The following is a 24,731-nucleotide window of genomic DNA, read 5'->3' on the forward strand; positions in this document are numbered from 1 at the left end:
TTTTATTTTTCTAATTTTTTCCTATAATATACCTTACTGCATTAGGTTAAACTATGTAGGAGGTGATAATAAATGATAGGAATTCTATTTTCTATTATAGCTGGAGCTTTTATGAGCTTACAAGGAGTCTTTAACACTAAATTAAGTGAAAAGATAGGCTCTTGGGAAACTAATTTTGTAGTACAATTAAGCGGCGCTGTTTTAACCTTAATTATTATGCTAATTTTCGGAAAAGGTGAACTCAGAGAAATAAAAAACGCAAATAAGCTTTATCTCTTTGGCGGAGTATTAGGCGTAGCTATTATATTTACAGTTATGGAAGGTATGAAAAACCTTGGTCCTACTTATGCTGTAGCAACAATCTTAGTAGCACAGCTTATTACTGCTGCCCTTATTGAAGCTTTTGGATTATTTGAGGCTTCTAAAGTAAGATTTACATTAAACGAAATTATTGGCGTAGTCATAATGATTATTGGTATAATAGTATTTAAGTGGAAAACTTATTAGTAAAAATATTGACATAACTATGTTTTTAAATTAATTACATATATAAATGCTATAATCTCATAAAGCTTATGAAATTAATACATTTATACGAAAGGTGTGTTTTTATGGATTTTAAACAGATAGAAGCTTTTATTAGCGTAGCAAGACTAAAAAGTTTCTCTAAAGCTGCTAATTCCATTTATTTATCTCAACCAACTATAAGCTCTCATATTTCTAGTTTAGAAAAGGAATTAAACCTTCAGCTTTTTGACAGAACTTCAAAAGAAGTAAACTTAACTCCTGCTGGGAGATTGTTTTTAAATTATGCCAGCGACATAATAAACACTAAAAACAATGCCATATCTGCCCTAGGAAGCTTTGAAAACGCTATAATGGGTAAGCTTTTTCTCTCTGCAAGCACCACCCCCTGTAATACTTTAGTTCCGGATTTAATAAAAAAGTTCAGTGAAATATATCCTGATATAAAATATGAAATTAAAGAGCAAGGATCATCTGATATTATAAAAGACATATTAAACCTAGATAGCGAAATAGGTTTAGTAGGTACTAAAGTTATAGATGATAAAGTAAACTGTTATCCATTGAAAGAGGACGAGCTGGTTGTTATCTCACACCCTTCTTTGAAATTACCAAAGCAAATATCTATAGACGAACTACTGGATATGAAACTTATAGTAAGGGATATGAATTCTGGTACAAGAAAAACTTTTGAAGAAGAATTAGTGAAGCAGGGATTATCTTTATCAAAACTCAATATAATCTGTGAAGCAAATAATTTAGATACATTAATCCAATGTGTAAAATCTAACATTGGTGTTGCAATAATGTCCAAGGATGTATCTAACCAATATGCAGATTGTAAACTTATAAGACAAAGTTCTATATTGGATATGGATTTAAAAAGGAATATTTATCTTATAGTAAATTCTAAAAGAACTCTTACTCCTACAGCAAAAGCTTTTTTAAACCTATGTAATGAGGAGTTTGCTATTAAATAGTTTTAATATAAAAGTAATGAAATAATTTTCTCTTTTTACTATTAATGTATAACCTTTCATGCTACTTTCATATAATATATACTGTAATCATTTCAGGAGAAGTTATATGTTGTGGCTGAAAAATAAATTAGATAATAATCTTAGACATGCTTTAAAAAATAATTACTATAAAAAATATCGTGTACTTATTTACTGCAGAAATCTTAAAAATAACATAGAAAAAAAAATAGTGTCCTATAAAGGAACTATCATACACTCCTTAACCTTTTGTAATGTAATATGTGCTTATGTTACTCCTAGAGCTATTGATCATCTTATAGAATTTCCTGAAGTACAATGGATAACTAAAGATTCATATTGCTTTATTTGTGGCAGCAGTGTTGAAGCCAGTAACAATGTCAGGTTTTCCCAAAAGATGAAGCTCACAGGGAAAGGAATAGGCATAGCACTAATAGACACTGGAGTATACCCCCATCATGACCTTATTAATCCTTATAATAGAATAAAGACTTTTTTTGATATTATTAATGGATATAAATTCCCCTATGATGATAATGGGCATGGTACCTTTATAAGTGGTGTTTTATGTGGTAATGGCGGATTGTCTAAAGGAATTTATAAAGGTATGGCTGAGGGTGCCTATCTACATTGTTTTAAGGCTTTTAATTCTAATGGTAAAGGCTTTGTATCGGATGTGTTATTTGCCATGGAAAGCGTTATCAATGTAGCCAAGGATCATAACATAAGGATTATGTGCCTGCCTTTAGAGCTTTATAATAATGATTTTTTCATTATAGATTGTTTTTCAAAACTCTTTGATATGGCAATTTCAAATAACATAATACCCATAGTACCCAGTGGCAGTAATGGTAATGTGGAAGGAAGTATGGAAGGAATATCCTGCCTTTCTAATTGCATAACCGTAGGAGGAATGGATACAACAAACAAAATCAAAGGTTATGAATTTTCATCCTGCGGACCTTTTCAAAGAAACACTAAACCCGATGTGGCTGCAGCCTGTGTGGATGTATGTTCATTAAATACCAACAAAAAATATATATCTGAAAGAAATAGTATGAAAATATACCCTCCTTCTTTGGAAGATCCTTACTGTACTTATAGTGGTACTTCTATCGCCGCAGCTTATGTAAGCAGTTTATGTGCTCTTATTTTAGAGAATGACCCTTCTTTGTCCTTTAAAGATGTTAAAGCTTTGCTTAAGGTTTCCTGTACCTTATTAGACCTTCCCAAATGGCAACAGGGGGAAGGGGTTATAGAAGTATCTAAACTTATTAAGTAATAATGGACAAACCAATGACATTCATACGAGTTATGAGTCATTCGTCAATTTAAAATTTAAAATTGACGAATGAAGGAGGAAACTCATGGAGTTTCTTTGAATATAAAGGAAAAAAGTTTTAAAAGAAGCTTTAGATGAAGCTCCTTGAACATAAAAAAACACCCTGCTTTAACAGGGTGTTTTTTTAACAGTGTGGGGTATTTTGTACGTAAAAATTATAGCTAAGAACCGTTGGTTTTAGGAATGTACTTTAAAGAATCCTTTGCTACACCATTAACTCTAACCTCAAAATGGAGATGAGGGCCTGTGCTTCTTCCGGTGTTGCCCACTGCTGCTATAATATCTCCTTTTTTAACTTTGTCTCCGCTCTTTACCTTTAGCTCACTACAATGCCCATAAAGGGTTTCTATAGAGTTACCGTGGGATAAGACTATATAATTACCATAGGTAGGTTCAAATGCGGCTTCCTTTACTGTACCATCCATAGAAGCCACGACGGGATCCCCTATGTTTCCGGCAAAGTCTGTTCCCTTATGCATTTTTCCCCATCTCATACCATAAAAAGAAGATATAGCTCCTCTAGAAGGTCTTATTAAAAGAGCTGTTAAATTTTCTTCTGATACCCTTACACCTTGGGTGATTATGGTTTCCTTGGGCTGCTTTACTATTACTTCTTTAATTATAGTCTCATTTACTTTTTTATCATTATTATATATTATCTTTTTCTCTATTTCTTTAAAGCCGTTTTCCCCTTGTTGGGTTTTGCTTTCTCCAACATTAAGCTCACTAGAACTTATTATTGAAACTGAAGGGCTCAATTCTTCTGTGTGTTTTTCTATGGCTGTAGTCTCAAGGATTAAATTATTATTTTTATTTATATTTACTAATTTATTTAAAGCTCCTTCCATGGTATCTAATTCCCAGTCATAAGCTAAAGCTTCTTTAACTTCTATGTTTCCTTTTAAATCCATAGCTGTTATAGTGCTCTTATTTATTTTAGCATTATTTAGGTAATAACCTTTAAGGTTATCTATAAGCCTATCTGCCTCTTCCTTATTATATAAGACAGCTGCTTCCTCATTGTTAACAATGACTTTTACAGTATTTATTTTAGCATTCATAAGCACTTTAAACTTAGTAGCTACATTGTTTCTTTCAGCGGAAGGCTTATTATTTATAACAAAAAAGTCAGCATCATTAGAATCTTGTAATTTATTGTTTAAAGTTGCTGCCAACACTTTAATACTAGACATTTGAGTATTGTTTTTAAATAATCCTACAATGTCTGAAAAATAAACTGAAACATAGGGAATCATAAAAGCTAAAATAAGCATAATAGATTTTTTAATTTTTTCTTTTTTACATGCTTTATCTTTCATTATCTTCACTCCTTTAAAGAGAAGCCTTGAGTAAAATCAGCACGTTAATTAATTTTCCCCAATATTTTTCCATATATTCATAGTTCATATAATTTTAACAAATTTATATAGCTTTTATATATTTTTTTGTTTGTTGAGTGAGACCTTTTACTCTGTTATAATAAATACACTGGGGTAATAGAAACAAAATTACTAAAACCATTAATGATTTTAAGAAGGGGTGTAATAGACATGAGTACATTCATGCTTAAGAACTCCACTATCAGTTTTACACCGGTAAGTAACGCCTTTATAGATAAATATATGCCAAAGGCTAGGGGTGAGTTTGTAAAAGTATATCTACTGATGCTTAAGTATAGTTCTTCTGGTGAACTTGGAGTTAGCTCAAATATAATAGCAAACAATCTCAATCTTTTGGAATCCGATATTATAAATGCACTTAACTACTGGAATGATGAAGGTGTGATTAAGTTAATACCTATAGATAAAATGGGTAATTTTAATATTGAATTCTTAAATCTCGAAGATGAATCTGAAAAAGCAGATACTAGTTTTAATCTTCTTGAAGCCTTGAATACTGATAGTACCAAGGAGATGCTTAAAGAAATAGAAAAACTCCTAGCAAGACCACTTTCCCCTAAGGAAATGAGTTCTTATCTAAGCTGGGAAAAAGACTTTTCTTTCTCTTATGAACTAATATTGCTTTTAGTAGAATATTGTATATCTAAAGGGAAAAGTGACACGAGATACATTGAAAAAGTTGCCATTGCATGGCATGATGCGGAAATTAAAACCATCGATGATGCACAGCAATATATTAAGAAAAACGAAGATAAATGGGTAAAAATAAGAAAGATACTCTCCTATCTTGGCATTAAATCCAACGAAGTAATGAAGCCTCAAGAAGATATGATGGATAAATGGATAAATACATATAATTTCCAAGTTGAGGTTATACTAAAAGCCTGTGATATATGTTTTGAACGTTTAAATAGAGCAGATTTTAAATATATCGATGGAATATTAAACAGCTGGTTTAAAGATAATATTAAAACATTGCAAGACATAGCTCTAAAGGATAATAAAAAAGATTCTAATAATTCTAAGAGAAAGGTATCGCCCAATATTAAAAATGATCTTAAGTTTAATAACTTTGATCAAAGGGTATACGATTATGACTCCTTAGAAAAGAAACTGTTAGGATGGGATAAATGATGGTGCAGGGATATCATAGCGAAATAATGAAAATTTACGAAGCTACCAGAGAAAATGAGAGAAGAGCTTTAGAAGCTAGGAAAAATGAAATTGAAAAAAATCATCCAGAGATAATGAACCTAGATAGACAAATTGCAAAGCTCAGCATAGAGATCTCTCTTTGCTTCATTAAAAACAAAGACACCGTTGAAGAGTCAGTAAAGTCTCTTAAATCTAAAATTAAGGATTTAAGAGCAAGAAAGTATGAGCTCTTAGTAGCTAACGGTTATGATACAGAATATCTAAATCTCCATTATAAGTGTGCTAAATGCCAGGATACTGGTTACATAGGCATTGAAAAATGCAGATGCTACAAACAAAAGCAAATTAGCCTTTATTATAGAAACTCAGATCTTTCAGAATCTGTTAAAGAAAATAACTTTTCTACCTTTAAGTTAGATTATTATGAATCCCATAGAATAGGGGATGAAAGATATTCTCCACGTAAAAACATGGAAAATATTCTAGAAAAGATTCAAGGGGATTATCTTCCAAACTTTAAGACACAAGGGGATAATTTGCTCTTTTACGGTAATTCAGGCACTGGAAAGACATTCTTATCCCATTGCATAGCTAAGGAGCTTTTAGATAGTGGCAATTTGGTTGTATACAGAACTTCAGAAGATCTTATGAAAAATCTTAAAGATATTAGGTTCAATAATAATCATGCTCTGGAGGAACTGCTTATAAACTGTGATTTACTTATAATCGATGACCTAGGAGCAGAATTAACCAGCGACTATTATGTAACAGAACTGTTCAATTTTCTTAATTTAAAGCTTTTAAAAAGAAATAAGATGATTATTTCCACCAATCTTACCTTAGAGCAGCTTACCAAATGCTATACGGAAAGGCTTAGTTCAAGGCTCTTCGGTAACTTTATATTATTTAAACTTTATTCTAACGACATTAGAGTAAAGAAAAATCTATCCAAGATTAGCAGATAACCTCCGGCATCCCGGAGGTTTTAATCCATTTATAACAAAAATAACTCATAACTTATATGGATACCATTACTCAGGAGGTAACTATGAATATTCAAATATTTGGCACTAGTAAATGCTTTGATACAAAAAAAGCAGAGAGATATTTTAAGGAAAGAAAAATTAAATACCAATATATAGATCTTTCTATGAAGACTCTTAGTAAAAGAGAATTAGAAAGTGTGAAATCCTGCGTAGGACTTAAGGCTTTGATAAATGAAAAATCAAAGGATTATGAAAAGTCAAATTTAAAGCATATAATAAATGACAGTGTAAAAGAAGAGATCCTATTAAACAATGCAAAACTTTATAATACTCCCATAGTTAGAAACGGAAAACAAGCCACGGTAGGTTATCAACCAGAGGTGTGGAAGGGTTGGGAATAATTATACCGTTACATAATGATTATTTTATACTCTGTAATTATTACTTTAAAAGAAAAAAAGGCAAAAAAAAATCTTGAATTTAAACATTCAAGATTTTTTGGAGCTGGCAATAGGAATCGAACCTACAACCTGCTGATTACAAGTCAGCTGCTCTACCGTTGAGCCATGCCAGCATATTGGCGACTCAGAAGGGGCTCGAACCCTCGACCTCCGGCGTGACAGGCCGGCACTCTAACCAACTGAGCTACTGAGCCATTATTATGGTGGGAACAACAGGGATCGAACCTGTGACCCTCTGCTTGTAAGGCAGATGCTCTCCCAGCTGAGCTATGCTCCCATAATATGGTGACCCCTAGGAGAATCGAACTCCTGTTACCACCGTGAAAGGGTGGTGTCTTAACCGCTTGACCAAGGGGCCTTATTTAATTAAATGGCGACTCAGAAGGGGCTCGAACCCTCGACCTCCGGCGTGACAGGCCGGCACTCTAACCAACTGAGCTACTGAGCCGCATTGTGGTGGGAACAACAGGGATCGAACCTGTGACCCTCTGCTTGTAAGGCAGATGCTCTCCCAGCTGAGCTATGCTCCCACAATATGGTGACCCCTAGGAGAATCGAACTCCTGTTACCACCGTGAAAGGGTGGTGTCTTAACCGCTTGACCAAGGGGCCTTAATACAGGTCGTCATGTCGACCCGACATAGACTATAATACACAAAATCTAAATGAGTGTCAACAACTTTTTTGAAAAAAGTTTTATGGAATATATAACCAAGCTATATAAAGTTACATTTACCTTATAATAGCTTGGTTATTCTTACTTTTAAAGCTGTTTATAATATTTAACTACCTCATCATAAACTTTATTATAATAATCCCTTCCATGAGGAACTAAATCTTCATAAGCTATGTTATATTCTGCTTTATGATTTTCTCCATTTTCATCTACAGATACTCCATATACCTTTACAGAATTTATATTTCCCTCTATAAGGGACTTCATACTTTCAATATCCATTTCTACAAGGGCAGTAATCTCTTCTTTTTGAATCCTATATTCCTTAATAGGTATATTGCTTTCATATAAATATAAGTAAGCAAATTGATAATCCATAAACTCTTTTTCTTCTTTCACCTGTTTTATTATGCCTATAGGAATCAGCTCATTATACTTAACCTCTATCCCCAGCTCTTCCTGAAGTTCTCTCACTCCGTCTTCAATTCTTTCTCCTGAGCTTAGATGTCCTGCAGAGGAAGTATCAAAAAGATTAGGATATGTATCCTTAGAATAGCAGCGCTTTTGAAAAATCACATATTTTTTATCCCCATCTTTTCTCATAAACCAGCATTGGAAAGCAAGATGCCAATACCCATTCTTATGAACCTCAGCTCTTGGAGCTGATCCAATAAGATTCATTTCGTCATCAAAAATGTCTAAATACTCTACTTTCTTTTTTTCTTGAGTTTTTCCTTTTAAGTTCATACTAAGCACTTCCTTATATTTCTGTTATTCTTGCGTACTTAACTATATCTTCTGAAGTCATTAATGATATCGCATCATGAAGGTATTGTTTAAAGGTTCTATTACCTTCTCCTTTTTTAAGCCTGTCTTCTGCAATTTCTCCTGCAATCCCCATCATGGCTACCCCTAAAACAGAGCTTAAGAAATAATCTTTACTATATCCTGCAAATACCGAAATAAGAGAACCTATAGTAGAGCCAGCACCGCATATTAACTTTAGCCTTGGATTACCATTTTGTATTTTTACTATCCTCTTACCATCTGTTATTATGTCTTCTTTTCCTGTCATTACAGTTATGCATTTTCTTTTTTCTGCAAGCTCTATACAATACTTTTCTGCATCATTTTCCTCTTCAAAAGAGTCTATTCCCTTAGATTTTGCTTCATATCCTAAAATTGATTTTATTTCTCCTAAATTCCCTTTTATTATATCGATATCAACTTCATTCAATATCCTTTGAAAAGCATTTAATCTAAAAGAAGAAGCCGATATAGCTGCTGGGTCAAGTATTACTGGAACTTTATAAGCATTTGCCTGTTTACCTGTATTAACCATTATGTCTAAATACTCTCTATTAATAGTTCCTGTATTTATCATAACTGCATCCACTTTAGCATACTCCACCATTTCATGAGTTTCAGATATTTCATCTGTAAGTACTGGTGATCCTCCTATAGAAAGACAGGCATCCACCAAATCAAGCTCCGTTACATGATTAGTTATAAAGCATACCAGTGGGTTTTCTTTATGATATTTCATATCTAATATCCTTGCAATACTCTCTACTATACTCATCTTTAGAATCCTCCTAAATAAGTTAAAACTGGGCAAAGCCCAAAAATTTTTAGGCTTTATCCCAGCTATTGTAATCAGAAATTTTCTGGTGTATTCACTAAACTATCCTCTCAAAGTGCCTTTTGCCTTCTTCAGAGATATCCACAATTTTTGCTTTATCTCTTACATCTTCTTCTGAGATAATGGATAACCTATCTAAAAGATGATTTTTAAATACACCATGTCCATCTCCTTCTTTAAGTTTTTCTTCAGCGATTTCTCCAGCTATACCCATTAGCATGGTTCCTGTTAATGCAGCGTAGAAGTGATCATTGGTAGCTCCACTAAAAGCTGCTATCATAGCACCTATCATGCATCCTGTTCCAATAACCATTGGAAGTCTTGAGGTTCCATTTTTAATCCTAACTACTCTCTCACCATCTGTTATTATGTCTTCCTTACCTGTCATGGCTACCACCGCATTTCTCTTTTTAGCAAGCTCTATGCAGTATTTTTCTGCTCCAGTTTCATCTTCGTTAGAATCTACACCCTTAGACTTGGGTTTTAAGCCCAAGCAGCCCTTTATTTCTCCTAAATTTCCTTTAATTATGGTTACACCACCTTCATCTAATATCCTTTGAACAGCCTTTGTTCTAAATGGTGTAATACTTGTAGCTACTGGGTCAAGTATTACAGGAATACCTTTTTCCCTGGCCTTTTTGCATGCTTCTATCATAGCCTCTAGATATACTTCAGTAATAGTGCCGATATTAAACACTACCGCATCCACATTGCCATACTCTATAACGTCTGCTGCATCTACAGGATCGTCTGTCATTACCGGTGCTCCCCCCACATAGGTAGCAATAGTTGTAAGATCATTTGCCGTTACATAATTTGTAACAAAATCCACTAAAGGATTTACTTCTTTTGTTTTTTTCATTAACTCTAAAACACTCTCTAAATGATTCATAATTAAATACTCCTTTTATTGTTTTCATTAGGGTTTTAGAAATAAAAGTCTAAGGGTTAAGATTTTATATAAGATAAAACTAAAATTCACATAATACTTAAAAGATGATAGCAGTTATATTATCAATGGAAATTTTACCAATAAACTTACAATGAAATCGCTTTACAAAGTATAATGATAATTAATATCAACTATATTGTCAATTTTAGTTATTCTCAATTTCTGTAAAAAAAGCACAGAAAATGAAGTTATCTTACTAATTTAGTACTTAACTTCACTATCTATGCTTTTTCTTAATATTCTAAATTTAAAAAATAATTAAAGTCACTTTTAGTAGGTATATTCATCTGCACCGCTTCTATCTTTGCTATTAGCATATCCGCCTATTTTCTTTCCGTCTTGTACACCAATATCTGCACCATCTTTTGGATACATCTTTCTTGTTTTTGCATTGCTTTTAGGTCTATCTTTGTGTCTATTTTTATTATTGTCCATTTATGGATTCCTCCTAATACTACAATTTTAATTTTGTAGTATTATTATGTCACCAAAGCATAAGTTTATCCTAGGATAGCATAAGAATTCCTTCCTTGTAGTCACGGATCAAAACTAGGACTCACTTGCTTCTACTGCTGTTTTCTATTTCTTATTTCTACTAAGGCACAGCCTTCCACTGCGTTTATACCATTTTCTTTGCAATAGTTTAATATTTCTTCACTTTCAGCTCCAGGCTGTATAAGAACATTTTTTATCCCCAGCTCTTTGGCATCTTTAACTATGTTTATTCCTACCTTTGGATTGATACATAAATCCAAAATCTCTATATCATAAGGTACATCCTTTAATGATTTATATGCTTCTCCAGTATCTACTTTAGGGTTAACTCCCTTAACTTTGTATCCTTCTGACTCTAATTTTGCCAAAATTTTATGGGCGTATTTTTCACTGTTTAATACATCTCCAACTACCACCCAGTTCATATAATTTAAAAACTCTGAAGCCTTCATATTTATCACCTCTCTAAATATTTAAGCAATAAAAATCTTTTTGCTTATTACTATTATTTCACCATAATATCTTTTATTCCTTTTAAACCACATATTAATATATTGTTAATTTAAGCTAATATTATACTAATTTTTGCATATGATATTTTTATACACCTATTAATGCTATTATTTCTTAAAATAATAAAATTAACAGTAATTTAAGTATTTTAATAAATAATTATGAAATATTATTTATATGATAAAATATATATATAAAAAGTAAAGGATGTTGCATATGAAATTAGCACTAGGCCAATTTACCACAACTTGGCTTGAACCAACAAAAAATAAAGAAAATTGCTTAAAATTAGTTGAAAAAGCAAAAGACCAGCTTTGTAATATTATTTTTTTCCCCGAAATGACTTTAACTGGTTTTTCATGGGATATTAAATCTGTTATTAATTGTATATCCCCTAAAGATACCTTTAACTTTTTTAAAGAAATTGCATTAAAATATTCCATGTATATAGGTTTTGGTAGTGTGGAAAAAGAAAACTCCAAATATTATAATTCCTATACTATTCTTTCTCCTAAGGGCATTGTAATCAGTAAGTATTATAAGGTGCATCCTTTTTCACCGGGAAAAGAAAATTTACTAATATCTCCTGGGGATAGTATATCCTTTTGTCCTATAGACAACATAACCCTTAGTACTTTTATCTGTTATGATTTAAGATTCCCTGAAATCTTTCAAATAGCCTCTAAGAAATCACAGCTTATAATTGTAGCTTCTGCGTGGCCTAATGCGCGAAAAGAACATTGGCTAACCTTATTAAAAGCTCGAGCTATTGAAAATCAGTGTTATATAGCAGGCATTAATTCCTATGGCCATGATTTAGAAAATCAGTATTATAGCGGTGATTCTGTTATAATAAATGCTAATGGTGAAATACTTTCATGTTGTTCAGATAAAGAAGATCTGCTTACAGCTGATATAAAAGCAGAAGAAGTCTTCAATATAAGAAAGAAATTTAACGTTAATGAAGATAGAAAAAACCACACTTATCTAAAATATTATAAGCAGTTTATTTGAGTATAAAAGGAGACAAATAAAATGATCTATCATGATGTGATAATTGTAGGCGGTGGAGCCTCAGGGCTTTTAGCAGCCATCATAGCAAAAGATTATGGCATAGATGTAGCCGTAGTAGAATCTGGTGACAGAATAGGAAAAAAGATATTAACTACAGGAAACGGAAGGTGTAATGTAACCAACAAATATATTGACGCCCCCTATGACAGATATCACTGTGATAATACTGATTTTTTTAAAGCTGCATTATCAAAGTTTTCCGTTGCAAATACTATAAACTTTTTTGAAGGGTTAGGTCTTCATTTAACCACTCTAGAAGAGGGTAAAATGTATCCTATGTCACTCCAAGCTTCTTCTGTTTTAGATATATTGAGATTTGCTATAGAGGATAGAGAAATCCCCATATACTTAAACTGTAAGGTAAAATCCATATACAATAATCTTAAAGGCTTTAAAATATCCACAGAAAACCAAGAGATACCCTTTTTAAACTGTGGAAAACTTATATTAGCCTGTGGAGGAAATTCTCTTTCAAGCACAGGCTCTGATGGTTCAGGATATAACTTAGCAAAAGCCCTAGGACATAAAGTTATTCCACCTGTACCTGCCCTTGTTCAACTTAAACTAGATAATAAAAACCTTAGAGGTTTATCCGGTATTAAGTTTAATGGCTTTGCAGCAGTGTTAGTAAATGATGCGCCTATGAGGAAAGAGTTTGGAGAAATTTTATTCACAGACTATGGCATATCAGGGCCACCCATACTCCAGCTTAGCAGAATAGCTACAAAAGCCTTGAATGCTAAAAATAAAGTAACTCTTAAGGTAGATATGATGCCTCAATTTACTTTGGAAGAACTTACAGATTTTCTTGAAGGACAATGGGGCTTATTAGGACACAGAAGCCTCTATAACAGTCTTATAGGAATAGTAAACAAAAAAATGATACCTATTATGCTAAAAGAAGCAAAGGTTGATAATATCCACAAACCAGCCTCTGATATTACCTACGAAGAAAAAAATAACATAATAAATATAATTAAAAACTGGGAGTTTATCTGCACAGGACATAATGGCTTTAACAATTCCCAAGTTACTGCAGGAGGCATAGACACCACTGACATAAACCCAGAGACTCTAGAATCCAAATTAATAAAAGGTCTATACCTTATTGGAGAAATACTAGATGTAGACGGAGACTGCGGCGGCTTTAACCTTCAATGGGCGTGGTCATCAGCCCATGCGGCAGCCAGCAGCCTGATTTAATTTAGAATTTAGAATTGAGAATAATAGATTCGTTTTTATTATATAAAATAAAGCCTATATCTTATTTTACAAGGTAATTTAAGATAAGGCTTTATTTTCTTGCTGCTTATAAGTACTGATAGTTTTCCCTTAGTAAAATATGAAAAAGCTACGAATTAATCATTGAAGATACTGTACTCCATGAATAACATACGGATTGCGAGAAAATACGAAATATGTAATCTTTCCATCATAATTCAACATATATCTCGTCCTATCCCTTGTAAAATCTTCATCAATTAAATCTAAAACTTGATTTCTATCAACCCAGCTAACTTCTAGACTTTCTTCACTGGTAGTCAATTCACCAGAAACGGCTTTACCAGCAAATGCCAAAGTTACAATCGTAGGTATTGGACTCACACCATCATATTGAGTCCCAATTCCTATATTGGAACTAACTGATACTAAATTACTAATCTCTATATCTATTCCTGTTTCTTCCTTTACCTCTCTTTTAAATGCCTCTGTAACGGTTTCTCCTACTTCAACTTGTCCCCCCGGTACTTCCCATCCTCTTACTGGATGTTTCACCATGAGTATTTTACCTCTATCATTTTCTATTATTCCACCTACAGTGACAATATGAGTTGGAAAGTTCATAATATACCCCCTTAATTCACTTCGCAGACTCTAACAATTGTGAACTATAATTAATGATACTATCTATTAGAATTATAATTATTAATTTTGAAGTAAACTTCTCTAACCTACTCAAATAAACTCTCCAAGAGCTTATTAGTATATTTCTCAAAATTCTTCTAGGAATTTTTTCCTTCATTATAAATTTCTTTAAACCTCATTTCCCCCACGCACAGCAATTTACCTTCCCTATTTCTTATCTCATGAAGTGCTTTAACTCTTCCTTCAGCATTTTCAGAATTGTCTATTTCAATCTTAGAATAAATCTTTTCTCCATAAAAGGTTTCTTTAAGATACACTATCCTTATTCTTTCCATCCTATACCTGTCATAGTGCTCAAAAGGTAAGGTTTCTAGGGCCCAGGTAATGTATTTACTGTTGTTTACATGGCCGTTAATATCTATGTCGCTGTATCTAACTTCAAATTCCTTTGAGTAATCTTCTCTTTCTATAGCTTTAATGTGTTCAAAAGGAAAATCCTCTTCTGAAGGTCTTTCTATGCCGTAGGCTTCATAAATTTCTTTAGGGACTTCAGTGGGACGTCTGCTTTCTGTATTAACTAAATATACTAACCCTCTTCCCTTCACCACTGTATTCCCTAAGGAGTCTTCAGCTATTCCACTTCTATAAAAGCAAGGTCCTTTAACACCTTCTACGGAAGCAGTTACCCTAAGCTTTTCTCCTTGATATACAGATTTTAAGAATTCCACATCGTACTTTTGCAACATAAGGGTAAGATTGCTTTGATGAAGCTTCTCTAAAGGTATCTTACAAATATTGGCAAGGTTTAAATTTGTATCTGTAAAATAATTTATTATAGATGTTTCTAGTGCTCTTTTTTTATGATCTGCTTCATAATAATGCACTTCATATTCTTTGGTAAATTTCTTATTATTCATTACTTTCCTCCGGTTCTTTACTCCAATAGGTTTCTGCTATAGTTAGCTCCTTATCTTCATGGTTTACAATCTTATGTATGATTTTAATGTCATCCTGCTCCTTCACTATTTGTATCTTTGAGTTTATTGTATCTCCATATAAGCATTCCTTAACATATTTAATTTTAATCCTTCTTAAAAAATTGTTTTTTACTATTTCTAGTGGTACAGGCTCTATTAACCATTCTACATACTTAACGTTGTTTACATGGGTGTTAGAATCTATATCACTATATCTTACTGTAAAAGACTTTTCTTCACTAATATTATTAAGTTTTTCAAGCTTATCAAAATCAAGTTCTTCCTTCATGTCTTCCGTAAGGTCATACCCCTTATAAAACTCTTCTGCTAATCTAACGGGTTTTCTCTTTTTATAATCTATCATAATAAAATTTGACTTTGCTTTAGCTATTATTTCTCCATGCTCATCTTCTACTTTAAAAAGCCTGAAGGCAAAAAACTTTTTAAATCCATGGGTTGTGGTTGTAATCTTTACCTTCTCTCCATAATAGGTATGTTTAAAAAGCTCTATATCATATTCATATAAAACCCAAGCTAGATTCTTTTCCATTAAAAAGTCTAGACCTATATCACATTTATCTGAATGCTCCATAGCTATGTCTGAAAAATAATTCATTAAGTTGGTTATAAGAAGCCTTCTTTTATAATCTACTTCATAATATCTTACTTCATAATCTTTAACATAACTTCTCATTCCCATAAATATCACTCCTTAACTAGTAAATAATTTCATAACTAACTATAATTATACATCAAAAATTAAAGTAAATATTATTTACTTATTCATGGATAATTTTTATATAATAAAGTAAAAAAGTGCATACCTCATTTAAGTATGCACAATTATATATTATCTATTTAATTCCTGAAGCATCATGTCTAAGTCCAGTCCATGAACCATTGCTGATTCTTCTAAAGTTTCCACTTGTGAGGCAGGGCAACCTATGCATCCAAGTCCCATTCCCATCAATACATCTATAGCTTCAGGGTACAACATAATGATATCACCTATGGTCATATCTTTTGTAATTTCCATCTTATCATCCCCAAATATTATTTTTCTTACTAATAGTAAGTTACAACTATAGTATAATATAATTGATATCAAATATCAATTATATTATAAAACTTTGTCATAGCAATAAAAGTCCTCTGGTCTTCTTGTAAAATGGATTACCCCTCTAAATTCATAGCCGGATTTTAAGAATAATCTTTGAGCTCCATTATTTTTTGTATAAGTATCAGTTCTTATATAGTTTATCCCAGTTTCTCTAGCTAAATCCTCTGCAAAGCCTAAAAGCTTATAGGCTATTCCCTTTCCTTGGCTATGAACCTTTACAGCTATTCTATGAATTACTAAGGCCTTTGCATTTATTCTCCAGGATACGTCACTATACTCTGGAGCTTCATCTTCATTTATGCAAATAACCCCTAGAATATCATTTCCTTGGCAATAAACAAATAAAGTACCTTCTTTAATATCCTTTAAATAATCCTGAGCTTTAGGATAATCCTCACCCCATTGATCATTACCTAGCTCATTCATTTTAGCTACAGCACCTTGAACTATATTCATTATTTCTTCTATATCTTCAATAACAGCTTTACGAAACATGTTAGTTAATTTAGAATTGAAAATTTAGAATGCAGAATGAAGGTAAGAGTTATGGATAAAACTCACAGAGTTTTTTTAAAATTAGTTATAACTATTACTTATTATTTATTCTTTTTACTTCTTACTTATTAACTATTACTTCTTGCTTGTTCTTCTTACTTCTTACTTATTCATATTGTGCTTTTATTCCATTCTAATTTTTTGATTTTCAATTCTAAATATTCCCCCCTTTCATTTAATACTTGAAAATAATATTTTAATTATAAATCACTAAATTTCATTTATCAAATTTGTCACTCGTCAAGTGACTGGCACCATGGTATAAATTAACAACTTATAATTTAGAATAAAGGTGTAAAATCACAGAGTTTCTTAGAATGTATAAAAAAAAAAGAAGCTTCAGATGAAGCTTCTGGAATTTGTTTCTACTCTACAAATCCATAGCCCAATAATTTATTACTGTCTATACTTAAATATACAATCATATTATTAGGAATTGAGTTGCTTTCAGTTGGAAAATCTACAAGATAGACTTCTTTCCCCATGTAAGATTTATCTGTAATATTTCCCATTCCTTCTCTTAAAGTTATTTTAGATAGTTTGCTATCCTTCCAAGTTCTTGCAATTCTCTCCTTATCACCTGAAGTTAGTTGATTATATGCTAATTCTCTTATGTCTTGTTCCTTCACAGTGAAGTTTGCTTGCTCTTTATTACTTATGACATTTGTATTTTTTACAGCTGAGCAACCAGTAATTAATACCAAAGATATAACTAATGAAACTATAGGTAAAATTATATTCTTCATAGACATACCTCTCACATCATATTACATATTGATACGATAGAATCTGTAAAAAAGTCATTTCTAGTTTTATGCTTTTATCTTTTTATAATAAAATATTAATGAATATATACTTGGAATTATAATCCAAATTAAAATACAAGTAACTGATACTTTTTCAATATTAAAAAAGAATGAAGATGCAAACATTCCTATTGCAACAGGAAATGCTAAATAACCTAAAATCTTATGGGCTATTTTCCAGGTATCCTCATCTCTTATGGTCCAAGGAAGCCTTAATCCTAAATACCTGTTAAAGGGTATTTTTGGCGAAAGGTTACCAAAAATCATAATAAATATTGAAACTACCCCAACAATTAATATTTCATGTGTTTTAGAGTTAAGTAAATTTTCAATTGGTGATAACATGGCAAATATAAAAAAAGTAGTAACAAAAAATATAGCAAATCTATTTAAAAATCTCATAGTTTTAATCTTAGGGTTACTTTCTGATAGCTTGGCTATTTTTGGTGCTTGTATATCAAATACAACCAATGAAACAATAATCAATGCACCAACTACAGAAACCATTAAATTGCTCTCAGAAATAAAAAAACCTGCAGCTAATATCAATAGTGAAGTAATTAAAAATAATGCTCTTGTAAAATCGATATTTTTCATAGCAATCTCTCCTCTTTTATTTTGTGAATATTTCCAGAAAACCTCCAAGAACTTCTTGAATTATTGAAGTATTAATTGAATAAATTACAAATTGACCTTTTTTTTCAGAGCTTATTAATTCTGCCTCCCTCAAAATTTCTAAATGTTTAGATATAGATGGTTTAGACATATTAAAATGGTCAGATATTTCACCTGCACTCATATCTCTTTTATTAAGCATCTTCAATATTTCTCTTCTTGTTTCATCCCCTAAAGCCTTAAATGCTTTACTCATATGATGACTCCTTTCCATATAGTATAGATATTTAGTTAATTAACTAAATATCTATACTATAATTATATTTCATTTTTATAAAAATGCAAGCGCTTTTATAGTCTAATTATGCTATTATAAATATTTTTTTATTTGAATTTTATCTTAAAATAACTCTCATATTTAAGTTTAATTAATTAAAAAAGGAAGCCCCCACGGCTTCCCAATCTCCTCCAAGTTTAAAAAAACTCAAAGAGTTTTTTTAATGTAAATAAGAAAAGGCTTCCTTAGAAGCCCTTTTTATAACTAAATTCTGAAGTTTTTCTGACACTTTTTCAGAAAAACTATCCTTCATTCTACATTTTAAATTCTAAATTGTTCCCACTCTTATTGTTTGATCTCTCTTTGGTCCTACGGAAACTATAGCTACTTTTGTTCCAGTAAATTCTTCTATTTTCTTTAGATATATCTTAGCGTTTTCTGGTAGTTCTTCGTAGCTTCTTGCTTCTTCTATTTCTTCTCCCCAACCCTGAAATTCTTCATATATAGGCTCGCATTTTGCTAGGTCTTCAAGGCTTGCTGGAAAGTAGTCTATTACTTTGCCGTCAAATTTATAGCCTGTGCACACTTTTATTTTTTCTAACCCTGCTAAGGTATCAATTTTAGTTACAGCAAAGCTTGTTAACCCTGAAACCCTAGTAGTGGTTTTAAGTATTACCAAATCTAGCCATCCGCATCTTCTAGATCTTCCTGTGGTTACACCATATTCATGACCTTTTTCTCTAATCCAGTCACCAGTTTCATCGTTAAGCTCTGTAGGGAATGGTCCTTTACCTACTCTTGTAGTATAGGCTTTTGCTATTCCTATAGCTTTAGATATCATGGTTGGCCCTATACCTGTTCCGCTGCTAACTCCACCTGCTGTAGTGTTAGAGGAGGTAACATAGGGGTAAGTACCATAGTCTATATCAAGAAGCATGCCTTGAGCACCTTCAAATAAAACGCTGTTATCCTTCTTTATTTCATCATATATTACCACGGAGGTATCTTTAACAAAAGGTCTCATCCTATCTGCATATTCCATATAAGTATTGAATATTTCATCAAAGTTAAGTGCTTCTCCTCCTAGTACCTTGGTTATATAATCATTTTTCATATTAATATTTTCTTTTAATTTTTCTTCAAAAACTTCCTTATGCATCAAATCACAAACTCTAATACCGCTTCTCTCAAATTTATCTGTATAGCAAGGCCCTATTCCTTTTCCGGTAGTTCCAATGTCATTTTTTCCTCTAGCTTTTTCTTTAAGGGAGTCTAATATTTTATGATAAGGCATTATAAGGTGTGCTCTATCACTAATGGCAAGCTTATCTGGAGTAACCTTTGTTCCAAGGCCCTCAAGGTAATCTATTTCCTGAAATAAAGCCTGTGGATCCACTACCACGCCGTTACCTATTATGTTAATCTTGTCATCATATAATATTCCTGAAGGAATAAGATGAAGCTTATATTGCTTATCTCCTACTTCTACAGTATGTCCTGCGTTATTTCCTCCTTGAAATCTAACCACCACCTTAGCATCTTCAGCTAAGTAGTCCGTCATCTTTCCTTTCCCTTCGTCTCCCCATTGAGCGCCTAAAATTATAAATGCTGACATAACTTTTCCTCCTTTAGTTCATGATTAATTCATGAGAACAGAATTTTGCTATTTCTATGATAATTTCTTTTCATGAGATATCTTGTAGAGTTATTAGCTGTTACTGAAGTTTACATAAGGCGAACATTCCACATATTTTCTCACAATTATAGCCGGACTTTTTTACATTTTTAAACTTGGAACTTTGTCCACTATTACAACCTCTACATACATGTTTTACTTCCATAGCTTAACAGCTATAATACAAGTATTGGAGAAGAAACCATAATAATGAAATTAAGTTTATTTTTCATGAATATCGTCCCATAACATACTATCAAAGTATGTTTTTCCAGTCAATATAAAGTGCGAACAATTATAAAAATAATATTATTATAGTTCGAATTAAGGTAATGCTTACAATTTTTTCATGCTTTATTAAATATAACTATTATAATTTCCTTACATCATATGTATAATTAAAATAGATGTCTTTTTCAGTAAATTTAGCGAGGTGCATTTTGATGAAAAACTTTTTTAAATCTCTCCTCTTATCTTTAACATATTTTGCAATCTATTTTGCTAGCCAATTTTTAGTGATAATAATTGCTAGTATTTACTTAGCTATAAATTCTGCCCTACAGTTAGGTGGACTTAGCCAAAATAACATTGAAAAAATCATTATGAGCCAAATGGGGATTATATTAATAATAAGTTCAGCCATTTCTTTACTTATGTACATCCTAATATTCAAAATTCGTGATAAAAGCTTTATGAAGAACTTAAGCTTTAAGAAGATTCCAGTTAAGTATGCTTTATTTTTATCACTATTTTCTATTTGTATATCATTATTTACAATAAGCCTTGTAAATATACTTACCCCAGTATTCCCTGATTATTCTAAAGTATCTCAAGATATGGTTGCAGGCATGAATAGTATATTAGGAATTCTAGCTGTGGTACTATTTGCTCCTATCTTTGAAGAAATACTTTTTAGGGGCCTTATATTTAAAGAGCTATATAAAAGTTCACCTCTGTGGTTAGCTTTAATACTTCAAGCCATAATATTTGGTGTTGCCCATGGAAATAAGCTTCAATTTATATATACCTTTATATTAGGACTAGCTTTAGCCTTAACGTACCATTGGACCAAATCCATCATTACCCCTATTATTTTGCACTGCACTTATAATATTTTAGGTACATTACTAGTTCCCTTGCTAGTTTATTACACGCAAAACTTAATATATGTATATATGATATTAGGAGGTATTGGAAGCATTATCCTCATGATGCATCTATATAAGATTAGACCTAATAACTCTTCTGAACCCTCCATAAGTAGTATCAATAATGAAGGATAATAAATAATATATAAAGATACGGTTTTCATCACACTATGATGGATACAATTTATATAGCAAGAATATATTGCATAATTAATTTAATAATATTTGAAAGTAGTGGCATTCTATGAACTATAAAAAGATTATATTTTCTATTCTGTTTTTATTAATTTCTCTCATAAGTTTTATAATTCTAACTAACTGCAAAAGCAGTCAAAATTCTAATTCAAGTTCAGATGAAAAAATCATTAAAGAATTTAGATCACATCAAAAATACTCCTCATCAGAATTAAAAGCTATTGAAATAAAGTATTTAGGAAAGGTAGATAACTACAAAATTTACTATGTATCATACAAAGAACAAGTTAGTGCAAATGAAAAACCTTTTATAAAAGATAATTATATTTTTCCTATAGCTGCACAAACAAGAATAGTAGGTATTAAAGAAAAGGAATTATATACTCTTGGTAACATGTTATATGAAACTCAAATTAATGTTCAACAACTCTATAACCTTGTGCTTAAAGTAGATAATTATAAATAAAGATATATTAAAAGTGCCTTTGTCGAATTATGTCTATAAAATTTATTGAAATACCCCTTCAAAAACGTTTACAATATATCGTTGATTCCATATAATTGTAATTAGGAGAATATTTAAAACTCATAAATAGAGGCGCGGATAAATAGTGTAGTACAGGGATGTTAAGGAGAAGAACCTTCAATGCCCTGTATAAAGGGTTTGTCTGCCGAAAGATATGATGTGTTCTTGCGTCCTATCTTGGAAATAAAGTATACAGCTTTATTTTTGCCGTATTTTACGGAGCGCTATTTATGTAATGAAAAATTTTTCATTGCATGGATAGCACACAATAATAAATTGGTTATCCAGGCACTGAAATTTTCAGTGTCTTTTCTTTTCTCTAATTTAATCTGTTAAAGCTCTACAGTTCAACCGATAAGCTATTTTTTCAATACAAAAGCCCCACTATTTGTTAATTTTTTCACAATATTTTTAAAAGGAGGTTTATATTATGAACACCGTAATAAGATTAAGAATGAGCCTTCAAGATGCTCATTATGGAGGAAATCTTGTAGATGGAGCCCGTATACTTCAGCTTTTTGGAGACGTAGCCACAGAACTTCTCATAAGAAACGATGGAGATGAGGGATTATTTAAAGCCTATGATAGTATCGAATTTATGGCTCCTGTATATGCAGGTGATTTTATTGAAGCTACTGGAGAGATGGTTTCTTCAGGTAAGTCTTCAAGAAAAATGGTATTTGAAGCCAGAAAAGTAATAATTCCAAGAACAGACATTAATGATTCTGCAGCAGACTTTTTACAAGAGCCCATAGTGATATGCAGAGCTAGTGGTACTTGTGTAGTACCCGTTACCAAGCAAAGAAAAAAGGAGGATTGATATCTTTGGAAAAACTTATAATAACAGCAGCTATATGCGGTGCTGAAGTTACAAAAGAACATAACCCCAGCGTTCCTTATACTGTAGAGGAAATTGCAAATGAAGCCTATGCTGCTTATAAGGCGGGAGCCAGCATAATACATCTTCATGTAAGAGAAGATGATGGAACACCCACTCAGAGCAAAGAAAGATTTAAGCTTTGCATAGATGCCATTAAAGAAAAGTGTCCTGATGCTATAATACAGCCTTCTACCGGGGGAGCTGTAGGTATGACTAATGACGAAAGATTACAGCCTATAGAGCTTTTACCTGAAATGGCTACCTTAGACTGTGGTACCTGCAACTTTGGCGGGGATGATGTGTTTGTTAATACAGAAAACACCATTAAGTATTTTGGCAGCAGAATGATAGAACTAAATATAAAGCCTGAAATAGAAGTCTTTGACAAAGGAATGATAGATATGGCCTTAAGGCTTCAGAAAAAGGGCTATATAAAAACTCCTATGCATTTTAACTTTGTTATGGGAGTAAATGGAGGCATATCTGCCACTCCAAGAGACTTAATATTTATGGCAGGAAGTATACCTGAAGGTTCTACCTTTACTGTATCTGGTATTGGAAAGAGTCAATTTAATATGGCTACTATGTCCATAATAATGGGTGGACATGTAAGGGTTGGCTATGAAGATAATGTTTATCTTTCTAAAGGTATACTAGCAAATTCTAATGGTGAAATGGTAGAAAAAGTGGTAAGAATAGCTAAAGAATTAGGAAGAGAAATTGCCACACCAGAAGAAGCTAGAATAATCTTAGGATTAAAGTAGATTTTTTTAAAATTAATTATCTGAATATTGTCTATATAAAAATAATTTCAAACATTAAGGGGGAATAAATTATGCAAAAAGGATGTAAATACGGTACCCACAGGGTTCTAGAACCACAAGGAGTTTTAACTCAAGCAGCTTATAAAATAGATAATAATATGGAAATATACTCTAATGAACTTCTTATAGATGTACAATCTTTAAATATTGACTCTGCCAGCTTTACACAAATAGAAGAAGAAGCTCAAGGAGATGTAGAAAAGATAAAAGAAAAGATATTATCTATAGTAAAAGAAAGGGGAAAGATGCAAAATCCTGTAACTGGCTCTGGTGGAATGCTTATAGGCTCCATAGCTGCTATAGGAGATGACTTAAAGCATAGGGATTTAAAGGTGGGAGATAAGATAGCCTCTCTAGTTTCCTTAAGTCTTACACCATTGAAAATCTATGAAATTTTAGATGTAAAAAAAGATATAGATAGAGTGGATGTTAAAGCTCAAGCAATACTCTTTGAAAGTGGAATATATGCAAAGCTTCCTTCTGATATGTCAGAAGCTTTAGCCTTGGCAGCTCTTGATGTAGCTGGGGCCCCTGCTCAAACAGCAAAATTAGTTAAACCCGGTGACAGCGTATTAGTTTTAGGTTCTGCAGGAAAATCTGGAATGCTATGCTGCTATGAAGCTATGAAAAGAGTAGGCCCTACAGGAAATGTTATAGCCATGGTAAGAAAACAAGCTCAGGCTGATAAGCTCTTATCCTGGGGATTATGCCATAAAGCTATAGTTTCCGATGCCACTACCCCTATGGATGTATTAAATAAAACCCTAGAAGCAAATAACGGCAAGGAAGTGGATATATCCATCAGCTGTGTAAATATACCTAACTCAGAGATGTCCTGTATATTGCCTGTTAGAGATAATGGAATAGTTTATTTCTTCTCCATGGCTACCTCCTTTACAAAAGCTGCACTAGGCGCTGAAGGTATAGGAAAAGATGTAACTATGATCATTGGAAACGGCTATACTAAAGACCACGCAGATATAACCCTTTGGGAATTAAGAGAAAGTGCCACCTTAAGAAATATATTTGATGAAATGTATCTATAAATA

28 protein-coding genes, 7 tRNA genes and 1 riboswitch are annotated in these 24,731 nt (G+C 32.1%); of the genes, 13 read left to right on the forward strand and 22 right to left on the reverse strand.

The features are described from left to right. Window positions 1-72 precede the first annotated feature (72 nt). From BUA82_RS07050 to BUA82_RS07060, 3 genes are all read left to right on the forward strand, one after another. A complete protein-coding gene (locus BUA82_RS07050; protein WP_073006036.1) occupies window positions 73-507 on the forward strand; it encodes a DMT family transporter in 435 nt (144 codons plus the stop codon). 104 nt (window positions 508-611) lie between these two features. Then, window positions 612-1,505 (forward strand): selenium metabolism-associated LysR family transcriptional regulator, encoded by an 894-nt coding sequence (locus BUA82_RS07055; RefSeq protein WP_073006038.1) that lies wholly within the window; start codon window positions 612-614, stop codon window positions 1,503-1,505. Between the two features lie 106 nt (window positions 1,506-1,611). Further along, window positions 1,612-2,805 carry a S8 family serine peptidase gene (locus BUA82_RS07060; RefSeq protein ID WP_073006040.1) on the forward strand — a complete coding sequence of 398 codons (1,194 nt, stop codon included), beginning with the start codon at window positions 1,612-1,614 and terminating at the stop codon, window positions 2,803-2,805. A gap of 221 nt (window positions 2,806-3,026) precedes the next feature. Here BUA82_RS07060 and BUA82_RS21110 read toward each other — a convergent pair whose 3' ends face one another. Then, window positions 3,027-4,184, reverse strand: a complete 1,158-nt coding sequence (locus tag BUA82_RS21110; RefSeq protein WP_073006043.1) for a peptidoglycan DD-metalloendopeptidase family protein — start codon at window positions 4,182-4,184, stop codon at window positions 3,027-3,029. 231 nt (window positions 4,185-4,415) lie between these two features. Here BUA82_RS21110 and BUA82_RS07070 point away from each other — a divergent pair, with 231 nt between their 5' ends. The 3 genes from BUA82_RS07070 to BUA82_RS07080 all read left to right on the forward strand — a co-directional run bounded on the left by BUA82_RS07070 (window position 4,416) and on the right by BUA82_RS07080 (window position 6,807). Continuing rightward, window positions 4,416-5,399, forward strand: a complete 984-nt coding sequence (locus tag BUA82_RS07070; RefSeq protein ID WP_073006044.1) for a DnaD domain protein — start codon at window positions 4,416-4,418, stop codon at window positions 5,397-5,399. Next, window positions 5,399-6,385: an ATP-binding protein gene (locus tag BUA82_RS07075; protein WP_073006234.1), complete on the forward strand. Its 987-nt coding sequence runs from the start codon at window positions 5,399-5,401 to the stop codon at window positions 6,383-6,385. The genes BUA82_RS07070 and BUA82_RS07075 overlap by 1 nt, the downstream gene beginning before the upstream one ends. Before the next feature lie 83 nt (window positions 6,386-6,468). Beyond that, window positions 6,469-6,807: an arsenate reductase family protein gene (locus tag BUA82_RS07080; RefSeq protein WP_073006045.1), complete on the forward strand. Its 339-nt coding sequence runs from the start codon at window positions 6,469-6,471 to the stop codon at window positions 6,805-6,807. Window positions 6,808-6,905: 98 nt separating this feature from the next. Here the strand turns inward: BUA82_RS07080 and BUA82_RS07085 are convergent. From BUA82_RS07085 to BUA82_RS07135, 12 genes are all read right to left on the reverse strand, one after another. After that, a tRNA-Thr gene (locus tag BUA82_RS07085) sits at window positions 6,906-6,980 on the reverse strand. 4 nt (window positions 6,981-6,984) lie between these two features. Further along, window positions 6,985-7,061 (reverse strand) — tRNA-Asp (locus BUA82_RS07090). A gap of 7 nt (window positions 7,062-7,068) precedes the next feature. Further along, window positions 7,069-7,144 (reverse strand) — tRNA-Val (locus BUA82_RS07095). A gap of 6 nt (window positions 7,145-7,150) precedes the next feature. Then, a tRNA-Glu gene (locus BUA82_RS07100) sits at window positions 7,151-7,225 on the reverse strand. Window positions 7,226-7,238: 13 nt separating this feature from the next. Beyond that, a tRNA-Asp gene (locus tag BUA82_RS07105) sits at window positions 7,239-7,315 on the reverse strand. 6 nt (window positions 7,316-7,321) lie between these two features. Further along, window positions 7,322-7,397: transfer RNA gene (locus BUA82_RS07110), tRNA-Val, on the reverse strand. Between the two features lie 6 nt (window positions 7,398-7,403). Beyond that, window positions 7,404-7,478 (reverse strand) — tRNA-Glu (locus tag BUA82_RS07115). Window positions 7,479-7,629: 151 nt separating this feature from the next. Beyond that, window positions 7,630-8,289, reverse strand: a complete 660-nt coding sequence (locus BUA82_RS07120; protein ID WP_073006046.1) for an NUDIX hydrolase — start codon at window positions 8,287-8,289, stop codon at window positions 7,630-7,632. Window positions 8,290-8,302: 13 nt separating this feature from the next. After that, window positions 8,303-9,124: a hydroxyethylthiazole kinase gene (thiM, locus tag BUA82_RS07125; RefSeq protein ID WP_073006047.1), complete on the reverse strand. Its 822-nt coding sequence runs from the start codon at window positions 9,122-9,124 to the stop codon at window positions 8,303-8,305. Window positions 9,125-9,221: 97 nt separating this feature from the next. Next, window positions 9,222-10,076: a hydroxyethylthiazole kinase gene (thiM, locus tag BUA82_RS07130; protein ID WP_073006048.1), complete on the reverse strand. Its 855-nt coding sequence runs from the start codon at window positions 10,074-10,076 to the stop codon at window positions 9,222-9,224. A gap of 330 nt (window positions 10,077-10,406) precedes the next feature. After that, window positions 10,407-10,571, reverse strand: coding sequence for a hypothetical protein (locus tag BUA82_RS20655; RefSeq protein WP_178140701.1), 165 nt, complete (start codon window positions 10,569-10,571; stop codon window positions 10,407-10,409). Window positions 10,572-10,702: 131 nt separating this feature from the next. Continuing rightward, window positions 10,703-11,083, reverse strand: a complete 381-nt coding sequence (locus tag BUA82_RS07135; protein WP_073006049.1) for a CoA-binding protein — start codon at window positions 11,081-11,083, stop codon at window positions 10,703-10,705. A gap of 277 nt (window positions 11,084-11,360) precedes the next feature. Between BUA82_RS07135 and BUA82_RS07140 the strand changes: the two genes are divergently transcribed. Both BUA82_RS07140 and BUA82_RS07145 read left to right on the forward strand, forming a co-directional pair. After that, on the forward strand, window positions 11,361-12,158 hold the full coding sequence (locus tag BUA82_RS07140; RefSeq protein ID WP_073006050.1) for a nitrilase-related carbon-nitrogen hydrolase: 798 nt from the start codon (window positions 11,361-11,363) through the stop codon (window positions 12,156-12,158). A gap of 21 nt (window positions 12,159-12,179) precedes the next feature. Continuing rightward, a complete protein-coding gene (locus BUA82_RS07145; RefSeq protein ID WP_073006051.1) occupies window positions 12,180-13,421 on the forward strand; it encodes a BaiN/RdsA family NAD(P)/FAD-dependent oxidoreductase in 1,242 nt (413 codons plus the stop codon). A 159-nt stretch (window positions 13,422-13,580) separates the two neighbouring features. On the opposite strand, the gene BUA82_RS07150 is transcribed toward BUA82_RS07145, so the two are convergent. The 9 genes from BUA82_RS07150 to BUA82_RS07190 all read right to left on the reverse strand — a co-directional run bounded on the left by BUA82_RS07150 (window position 13,581) and on the right by BUA82_RS07190 (window position 20,049). Beyond that, window positions 13,581-14,063: an NUDIX hydrolase gene (locus BUA82_RS07150; protein WP_073006052.1), complete on the reverse strand. Its 483-nt coding sequence runs from the start codon at window positions 14,061-14,063 to the stop codon at window positions 13,581-13,583. A gap of 158 nt (window positions 14,064-14,221) precedes the next feature. Further along, window positions 14,222-15,001, reverse strand: coding sequence for an acyl-[acyl-carrier-protein] thioesterase (locus tag BUA82_RS07155; protein ID WP_073006053.1), 780 nt, complete (start codon window positions 14,999-15,001; stop codon window positions 14,222-14,224). Next, window positions 14,994-15,761 carry an acyl-[acyl-carrier-protein] thioesterase gene (locus BUA82_RS07160; RefSeq protein WP_073006055.1) on the reverse strand — a complete coding sequence of 256 codons (768 nt, stop codon included), beginning with the start codon at window positions 15,759-15,761 and terminating at the stop codon, window positions 14,994-14,996. Before BUA82_RS07160 ends, BUA82_RS07155 begins: the two co-directional genes overlap by 8 nt. A gap of 150 nt (window positions 15,762-15,911) precedes the next feature. Next, a complete protein-coding gene (locus BUA82_RS07165; protein ID WP_073006057.1) occupies window positions 15,912-16,097 on the reverse strand; it encodes a DUF1858 domain-containing protein in 186 nt (61 codons plus the stop codon). Window positions 16,098-16,181: 84 nt separating this feature from the next. Further along, the gene (locus BUA82_RS07170) at window positions 16,182-16,676 is read right to left on the reverse strand and encodes a GNAT family N-acetyltransferase (RefSeq protein WP_073006061.1); all 495 of its coding nucleotides are present in this window, start codon (window positions 16,674-16,676) and stop codon (window positions 16,182-16,184) included. Between the two features lie 425 nt (window positions 16,677-17,101). After that, entirely contained in the window at window positions 17,102-17,482 is a 381-nt protein-coding gene (locus BUA82_RS07175; protein WP_073006063.1) for a hypothetical protein, read from the reverse strand. Between the two features lie 66 nt (window positions 17,483-17,548). Beyond that, window positions 17,549-18,139, reverse strand: a complete 591-nt coding sequence (locus BUA82_RS07180; protein ID WP_073006066.1) for an SdpI family protein — start codon at window positions 18,137-18,139, stop codon at window positions 17,549-17,551. Between the two features lie 16 nt (window positions 18,140-18,155). Further along, the gene (locus BUA82_RS07185) at window positions 18,156-18,413 is read right to left on the reverse strand and encodes an autorepressor SdpR family transcription factor (RefSeq protein WP_073006068.1); all 258 of its coding nucleotides are present in this window, start codon (window positions 18,411-18,413) and stop codon (window positions 18,156-18,158) included. A gap of 349 nt (window positions 18,414-18,762) precedes the next feature. Further along, window positions 18,763-20,049: an adenylosuccinate synthase gene (locus BUA82_RS07190; protein WP_073006070.1), complete on the reverse strand. Its 1,287-nt coding sequence runs from the start codon at window positions 20,047-20,049 to the stop codon at window positions 18,763-18,765. A 503-nt stretch (window positions 20,050-20,552) separates the two neighbouring features. Between BUA82_RS07190 and BUA82_RS07195 the strand changes: the two genes are divergently transcribed. The 5 genes from BUA82_RS07195 to kdd all read left to right on the forward strand — a co-directional run bounded on the left by BUA82_RS07195 (window position 20,553) and on the right by kdd (window position 24,728). After that, window positions 20,553-21,392 carry a CPBP family intramembrane glutamic endopeptidase gene (locus tag BUA82_RS07195; protein WP_073006072.1) on the forward strand — a complete coding sequence of 280 codons (840 nt, stop codon included), beginning with the start codon at window positions 20,553-20,555 and terminating at the stop codon, window positions 21,390-21,392. A 109-nt stretch (window positions 21,393-21,501) separates the two neighbouring features. Then, on the forward strand, window positions 21,502-21,918 hold the full coding sequence (locus BUA82_RS07200) for a hypothetical protein (protein ID WP_073006074.1): 417 nt from the start codon (window positions 21,502-21,504) through the stop codon (window positions 21,916-21,918). A 119-nt stretch (window positions 21,919-22,037) separates the two neighbouring features. Beyond that, window positions 22,038-22,213: riboswitch (Lysine riboswitch) on the forward strand. A 195-nt stretch (window positions 22,214-22,408) separates the two neighbouring features. Then, complete coding sequence (kal, locus tag BUA82_RS07205; RefSeq protein WP_073006076.1) at window positions 22,409-22,798, forward strand: 3-aminobutyryl-CoA ammonia lyase; 390 nt, start codon at window positions 22,409-22,411, stop codon at window positions 22,796-22,798. A gap of 5 nt (window positions 22,799-22,803) precedes the next feature. After that, window positions 22,804-23,622 (forward strand): 3-keto-5-aminohexanoate cleavage enzyme, encoded by an 819-nt coding sequence (kce, locus tag BUA82_RS07210; RefSeq protein ID WP_073006078.1) that lies wholly within the window; start codon window positions 22,804-22,806, stop codon window positions 23,620-23,622. A 71-nt stretch (window positions 23,623-23,693) separates the two neighbouring features. Next, window positions 23,694-24,728: an L-erythro-3,5-diaminohexanoate dehydrogenase gene (kdd, locus tag BUA82_RS07215; protein WP_073006081.1), complete on the forward strand. Its 1,035-nt coding sequence runs from the start codon at window positions 23,694-23,696 to the stop codon at window positions 24,726-24,728. Window positions 24,729-24,731 lie beyond the last annotated feature (3 nt).

The sequence above is a fragment of the Clostridium amylolyticum genome (assembly GCF_900142075.1).
In the GTDB taxonomy this organism is placed as follows: Bacteria; Bacillota; Clostridia; order Clostridiales; family Clostridiaceae; genus Clostridium_AA; species Clostridium_AA amylolyticum.

Coding starts and splice junctions, on each gene's coding strand:
- BUA82_RS07050 (WP_073006036.1), top strand. CDS start 73: ATGATAGGAATTCTATTTTCTATTATAGCTGGAGCTTTTATGAGCTTA.
- BUA82_RS07055 (WP_073006038.1), top strand. CDS start 612: ATGGATTTTAAACAGATAGAAGCTTTTATTAGCGTAGCAAGACTAAAA.
- BUA82_RS07060 (WP_073006040.1), top strand. CDS start 1,612: ATGTTGTGGCTGAAAAATAAATTAGATAATAATCTTAGACATGCTTTA.
- BUA82_RS21110 (WP_073006043.1), bottom strand. CDS start 4,184: ATGAAAGATAAAGCATGTAAAAAAGAAAAAATTAAAAAATCTATTATG.
- BUA82_RS07070 (WP_073006044.1), top strand. CDS start 4,416: ATGAGTACATTCATGCTTAAGAACTCCACTATCAGTTTTACACCGGTA.
- BUA82_RS07075 (WP_073006234.1), top strand. CDS start 5,399: ATGGTGCAGGGATATCATAGCGAAATAATGAAAATTTACGAAGCTACC.
- BUA82_RS07080 (WP_073006045.1), top strand. CDS start 6,469: ATGAATATTCAAATATTTGGCACTAGTAAATGCTTTGATACAAAAAAA.
- BUA82_RS07120 (WP_073006046.1), bottom strand. CDS start 8,289: ATGAACTTAAAAGGAAAAACTCAAGAAAAAAAGAAAGTAGAGTATTTA.
- thiM (WP_073006047.1), bottom strand. CDS start 9,124: ATGAGTATAGTAGAGAGTATTGCAAGGATATTAGATATGAAATATCAT.
- thiM (WP_073006048.1), bottom strand. CDS start 10,076: ATGAATCATTTAGAGAGTGTTTTAGAGTTAATGAAAAAAACAAAAGAA.
- BUA82_RS20655 (WP_178140701.1), bottom strand. CDS start 10,571: ATGGACAATAATAAAAATAGACACAAAGATAGACCTAAAAGCAATGCA.
- BUA82_RS07135 (WP_073006049.1), bottom strand. CDS start 11,083: ATGAAGGCTTCAGAGTTTTTAAATTATATGAACTGGGTGGTAGTTGGA.
- BUA82_RS07140 (WP_073006050.1), top strand. CDS start 11,361: ATGAAATTAGCACTAGGCCAATTTACCACAACTTGGCTTGAACCAACA.
- BUA82_RS07145 (WP_073006051.1), top strand. CDS start 12,180: ATGATCTATCATGATGTGATAATTGTAGGCGGTGGAGCCTCAGGGCTT.
- BUA82_RS07150 (WP_073006052.1), bottom strand. CDS start 14,063: ATGAACTTTCCAACTCATATTGTCACTGTAGGTGGAATAATAGAAAAT.
- BUA82_RS07155 (WP_073006053.1), bottom strand. CDS start 15,001: ATGAATAATAAGAAATTTACCAAAGAATATGAAGTGCATTATTATGAA.
- BUA82_RS07160 (WP_073006055.1), bottom strand. CDS start 15,761: ATGGGAATGAGAAGTTATGTTAAAGATTATGAAGTAAGATATTATGAA.
- BUA82_RS07165 (WP_073006057.1), bottom strand. CDS start 16,097: ATGGAAATTACAAAAGATATGACCATAGGTGATATCATTATGTTGTAC.
- BUA82_RS07170 (WP_073006061.1), bottom strand. CDS start 16,676: ATGTTTCGTAAAGCTGTTATTGAAGATATAGAAGAAATAATGAATATA.
- BUA82_RS07175 (WP_073006063.1), bottom strand. CDS start 17,482: ATGAAGAATATAATTTTACCTATAGTTTCATTAGTTATATCTTTGGTA.
- BUA82_RS07180 (WP_073006066.1), bottom strand. CDS start 18,139: ATGAAAAATATCGATTTTACAAGAGCATTATTTTTAATTACTTCACTA.
- BUA82_RS07185 (WP_073006068.1), bottom strand. CDS start 18,413: ATGAGTAAAGCATTTAAGGCTTTAGGGGATGAAACAAGAAGAGAAATA.
- BUA82_RS07190 (WP_073006070.1), bottom strand. CDS start 20,049: ATGTCAGCATTTATAATTTTAGGCGCTCAATGGGGAGACGAAGGGAAA.
- BUA82_RS07195 (WP_073006072.1), top strand. CDS start 20,553: ATGAAAAACTTTTTTAAATCTCTCCTCTTATCTTTAACATATTTTGCA.
- BUA82_RS07200 (WP_073006074.1), top strand. CDS start 21,502: ATGAACTATAAAAAGATTATATTTTCTATTCTGTTTTTATTAATTTCT.
- kal (WP_073006076.1), top strand. CDS start 22,409: ATGAACACCGTAATAAGATTAAGAATGAGCCTTCAAGATGCTCATTAT.
- kdd (WP_073006081.1), top strand. CDS start 23,694: ATGCAAAAAGGATGTAAATACGGTACCCACAGGGTTCTAGAACCACAA.